The 4,447-nt window shown below is 69.3% G+C and carries 5 protein-coding genes; 1 reads left to right on the top strand and 4 read right to left on the bottom strand.

Annotation, left to right across the window (positions count from 1 at the left end):
- Both AC1D12_RS25750 and AC1D12_RS25745 read right to left on the bottom strand, forming a co-directional pair.
- Nucleotides 1-1,309: AMP-dependent synthetase/ligase (locus AC1D12_RS25750; RefSeq protein WP_477843768.1), on the bottom strand; the 1,309-nt coding region annotated here is incomplete at its 3' end.
- Between the two features lie 102 nt (nucleotides 1,310-1,411).
- Nucleotides 1,412-2,053: a VOC family protein gene (locus AC1D12_RS25745; RefSeq protein WP_477825893.1), complete on the bottom strand. Its 642-nt coding sequence runs from the start codon at nucleotides 2,051-2,053 to the stop codon at nucleotides 1,412-1,414.
- Between the two features lie 93 nt (nucleotides 2,054-2,146).
- Here AC1D12_RS25745 and AC1D12_RS25740 point away from each other — a divergent pair, with 93 nt between their 5' ends.
- On the top strand, nucleotides 2,147-2,974 hold the full coding sequence (locus AC1D12_RS25740) for a Crp/Fnr family transcriptional regulator (protein ID WP_477843766.1): 828 nt from the start codon (nucleotides 2,147-2,149) through the stop codon (nucleotides 2,972-2,974).
- On the opposite strand, the gene AC1D12_RS25735 is transcribed toward AC1D12_RS25740, so the two are convergent.
- Entirely contained in the window at nucleotides 2,910-3,683 is a 774-nt protein-coding gene (locus AC1D12_RS25735) for a tetratricopeptide repeat protein (protein WP_477843764.1), read from the bottom strand. The genes AC1D12_RS25740 and AC1D12_RS25735 overlap by 65 nt on opposite strands.
- A 15-nt stretch (nucleotides 3,684-3,698) precedes the next feature.
- Nucleotides 3,699-4,400, bottom strand: a complete 702-nt coding sequence (locus AC1D12_RS25730; RefSeq protein ID WP_465114842.1) for a TetR/AcrR family transcriptional regulator — start codon at nucleotides 4,398-4,400, stop codon at nucleotides 3,699-3,701.
- Nucleotides 4,401-4,447: the final 47 nt, after the last annotated feature.

The raw sequence follows: 4,447 nt of genomic DNA, 5'->3' as shown, positions 1-4,447 counted from the left end.
CGGCCGTCGCGGCCTCGTTGCGGTAGTAGCCCTTCAGCAAGCCGGCCGAGCGCACCAGCACCTCGCCRTCGGCACCGACCTTCAGCTCCACGCCGTCGATCGGGATGCCCACCGTGTCGGCGCGCGCCTGGTGGTCGGGTTGCAGGCAGACGAACACGGCGGTCTCGGTCGAGCCGTAGAGCTGCTTCAGGTTGATGCCGATCGAGCGGTAGAAGCTGAACAGGTCCGGCCCGATCGCCTCGCCGGCGGTGTAGGCCACGCGCACGCGCGACAGGCCCAGCGTGTTGCGCAGCGGGCCGTAGATCAGCAGGTTGCCGAGCGCCCAGGCCAGCCGGTCGCGCAACGCGAGCGGCTTGCCGTCCATGCGCGCCGGGCCGACGCGCCGCGCAAGCGCCATGCAGTGGCGGAACAGCCAGCGCTTGGGCGCGCTCGCGTCTTCCATGCGGATCATCACGCTGGTGAGCAGCGCCTCGAAGACGCGCGGCGGCGCGAAGTAGTAGGTCGGCCCGACCTCCTTCAGGTCGATGCCGACGGTGGCGGGCGACTCCGGGCAGTTGACGACGTAGCCGCAGGTGAGCCAMTGCGCGTACGAGAACACGTTCTGGCCGATCCACGCGGCCGGCAGGTAGGCGAGCACCTCTTCGCGCTCGGTCAGCTTGTCGAAGCGGGCGCCGGCGCGCGCCCGGTCGATCAGGCTCGCATGCGTGTGCACCACGCCCTTCGGCTGGCCGGTGGTGCCGGAGGTGAAGAACATGGCGGCGACGTCTTCGGGCCGGTTGCGCTGCACTTCATCGTGGACGTGCGCCGGGTGCGCGGCATGGAAGAGGCGGCCGGCCGTGACCAGCGCGTCGAGCGGGGCGAGGCCGGGTTCGTCGTAGTGGCGCAGCCCGCGCGGGTCGTCGAACCAGATGTGGGTGAGGGCCGGGGCGGGGCACTGCGGGCGGATCTCGAGCAGCTTGTCGACCTGCTCCTGGTCTTCGACCACCGCGAACGCGACGCCGGCATTGACGACCGGGAAGACGAACTCGGCGGCGGCCGCATCCTGGTACAGCGGCACGGGAATGGCGCCCAGCGATTGCGCGGCGAGCATCGTCGCGTACAGCCGGGGCCGGTTCTCGCCGACGACGATCAGGTGCTGGCCGCGCTGCAGGCCGGCCTGCGCGAAGCCGGCGGCCAGCTCGCGCACCAGCGTGGCGAGCTGGGTCCAGCTCAGCGTCTGCCAGATGCCGAACTCCTTCTCGCGCAGCGCCGGGGCGTCCGGCCGCTGCGCGGCATGGTCGAGCATCAGACGGGGGAACGTCGTCAGCACCGCTGTCTCCTTGTGTGTGCGGCGACTGTACGAACAAGTTTGACGCCAGGTTGTCGTTCTGACGACAATCTTCGGGACATCCCCCTTCGGTCTTACCCGGGGCTACGTGCCGATCGTGCGCAGGCCGTGCGGCGTGTGGATGTGCGCGACCAACTGCGGTCGGGCGCCGGCGGGGAGCGGCGACACCTGCACGGACGTGTCGAGCCCGAGCGTCGCGAGCAAGGCCGTCACGCGCTCAGGCTCCGGATGCCGGGCCTCGAAGCGGTGCAGCGTGCAGCCCACGTCCTGGAGGCCGGCGGCAGGATGGGTGGATGCCTGCCGTTCGATCAGGGCCGGCGCGATGCCGTCCATCGGCAAGCTCCCGTCGAGTGGGATGGTGATGAGCCACTGCAATGCGCCACGGGTGATCGGCTCGATCTCGCCGAGTGCTTCCGGCGCAGCCGCGGTGGCGCTTCGGATGTCGCTGGTGCGCGCGACCCAGTTGGACAGGCGGGGCGGGGCGTGCGGGTGCAACGTGTCGAGTGCGAACCAGCGCGGCCGGCCCGGCGCAGGCGCGGCGGGATTCACCGCGATGACTTCGAGGAAGAGGTCGTCGCCCAGGCGCAGCAGCAGGTTGTGCGTGCCCATGCGCGGATGCTCGCCGCCGGTCTGCAGCTCGACACCGAGCGTGTCACGGACGAACGCGGCGCCCTGCGCCAGCGTCGGGGCGGTGATGGTGATGTGATCGAGCTGGCACGGATGCATCGCGCGTCCTCGCGGCAGGGATCGGCGGATTCTGCCGGTTTGACGATCCCTCGCACCGCTGCCCACAATCCCGAGGATGGCGAGGACATCTTCATGGGAGCCGTGATTCCACCGGTCGTGCCGACCCTGCCGAAAGCCGGGCAGCCGCCGCTGCGCGTGCGTGCCCGCCAGGCGAATGCGGACGAACTGCGCGACATCCCGTGGCTGCAGTCGCTGCAGGCCGACGAGCGCGAGCGTGCCGTCGACGACCTGAAGGTGGTGCAGGTGGATGCCGGCGAGCTGCTGTGCCGGGTCGGCAAGCCGGCGACCTTCTGGTTCGGCGTGGTCGACGGGCTGCTGAAGATGAGCAACGACTCGGCGCTCGGCATGCCGATCACCTTCACCGGCGTGCCGCCGGGCGGCTGGTTCGGCGAGGGCACGGTGCTCAAGCGCGAGGTCTACCGCTACAACATCCAGGCGCTGCGCAAGAGCGTGGTCGCGGGCATCACGGTCGAGACCTTCCACTGGCTGATCGACCGCAGCATCCCGTTCAACCGCTTCGTGATGCAGCAGCTGAACGAGCGGCTCGGGCAGTTCATCGGGGCGCGCGAGATCGATCGGCTCAACGATCCGGATGCGCGGGTCGCGCGCAGCCTGGCATCGCTGTTTCATCCGGTGCTGTACCCGGGCGTCGGCACGCTGCTGCGGATCACGCAGCAGGAGTTGGGCTACCTGGTGGGGTTGTCGCGGCAGCGGGTCAACGAGGCACTGCATGCGCTGCAGGCCGAGGGGCTGATCCGCATCGAATACGGCGGGCTGCGGGTGATCGACCTCGAGGGGCTGCGGCGGCGCCTGCAGCGTTCCGCCGATGCGGGCGCTACTCCTCCAGCTCCGCCTTCGCCATCTCCACGTCCAGCCGCTCCATCGCATCTGCCGGATTGAACGCGGCCGCGTCGGCATACAGCTGCTCGGCCTCCTTCATCTTCTTGTCGCCCTCGAGCATCACCAGGCCGTTCGCGTACTCCACCATCGCGATCGCCGAATCCGGGTTCAGCTTCAGCGCGGTCTTGAAGGCTGCCAGGCCCGCCTCCTTGCTGGCCCCCTGCGTGCGGCCGAGCAGCGAGCCCACCTTGTCGATCACCTCGGCGTGGAAGGTGCCGAGGCCGATGTGCGCATCGGCATGCTTGGGCTGCAGCTTGATCGCCGTCTCCAGCGCGCCCTTGACCTTGCTGCCCAGCCCCTGGGCCAGCGCCTTCGCGACGCTGATGCCCTGGCTGTAGCGGCCCAGCGCATAGGCCGACAGGTACCAGGCGTTCGCGTTCTTCGGGTCCTCGGCGGCCTGCGCCTCGGCGCGCTCGGCGACCTCCTGGAACAGCGCGAGCTTGGTCTTCTCGTTCGTCTCCAGGTAGTTCGCGTAGATCGCCTGCGCCTTGTTCGCGACCGTGATGCCGGCGCCGCCCGCCTTCAGCCCCGCCTCGGTCGCCTTCTGGAACTCGCCGGCGTGGAACAGCGCCCACGCGGCCAGCACCTTGTCGTCCTTCGGCAGCGGCTCGGCATCGCCGGCATGCAGCCGCGCCCACTTCTTCTTCAGGCTCGCGGCGTCGAAGCTGTACTCGGCGGCGTCGTACGGGAAAGCGGTCCACTTGGCCATGGTTGTCTCCTGGGGTCAGCGCTTGGGCAGCGCATTCTGGTAATTGCCGACCAGCGCGAGCAGGTGCTCGCGCGCGGCGGCGTCGAGGTAAGGCGTCAGCAGGCTCAGCACATGGAAGGCGCCGCGAAGCAATGCGGCACCGGCGCTCTCGGGCTCGAGCGCATGGCGCGGGTCGCGCACGTACTCGTAGCTCAGCCAGTAGGTCAGCACGACCACCATCGCGGTCGCGACCGGCTCGGTCTCGCGGGCGTCGAGGCCGGACCGGCCGGACTTCGCGATGGCACCACCGCGCGCCAGGCCGTCGAGCACCGCACGCACCGCGCGCGACTTCTCGTCGAGGATCTTCTGGAACTGCGTTTCCAGCCGGCGGTTCTTCGACAGCAGGTCGTTCAGGTCGCGGTACAGGAAGCGGTATTGCCAGATCAGCTCGAACAGCATGTGGAAGAACAGCCACGCGTCCTCGACGTGGCGCACGTCATCGGCCGCGCGCAGCAGCGTGAGCAGCGATTGCTCGTAGCGGCCGAACAGCGTGTTGATCAGCTCGTCCTTCGCCGGGTAGTGGTAGTACAGGTTCCCGGGACTGATCTTCAGCTCGGCCGAGATCAGCGTCGTCGAGACGTTCGGTTCGCCGAAGCGGTTGAACAGGTCGAGTGCGACCTCGAGGATGCGCTCGGCCGTGCGGCGCGGCGGCTTCGGGTCTTTCGAGGCGGTGGCCATCGGCGTTGTCGTTCTGGTGGGTGGCAGGTCCCTGGCGCGGGCAATCT

It is taken from the genome of Rhizobacter sp. P1_G5 (genome assembly GCF_056405435.1).
This window is presented reverse-complemented; position numbering and strand designations above follow the sequence as displayed.

Coding starts and splice junctions, on each gene's coding strand:
- AC1D12_RS25745 (WP_477825893.1), bottom strand. CDS start 2,053: ATGCATCCGTGCCAGCTCGATCACATCACCATCACCGCCCCGACGCTG.
- AC1D12_RS25740 (WP_477843766.1), top strand. CDS start 2,147: ATGGGAGCCGTGATTCCACCGGTCGTGCCGACCCTGCCGAAAGCCGGG.
- AC1D12_RS25735 (WP_477843764.1), bottom strand. CDS start 3,683: ATGGCCAAGTGGACCGCTTTCCCGTACGACGCCGCCGAGTACAGCTTC.
- AC1D12_RS25730 (WP_465114842.1), bottom strand. CDS start 4,400: ATGGCCACCGCCTCGAAAGACCCGAAGCCGCCGCGCCGCACGGCCGAG.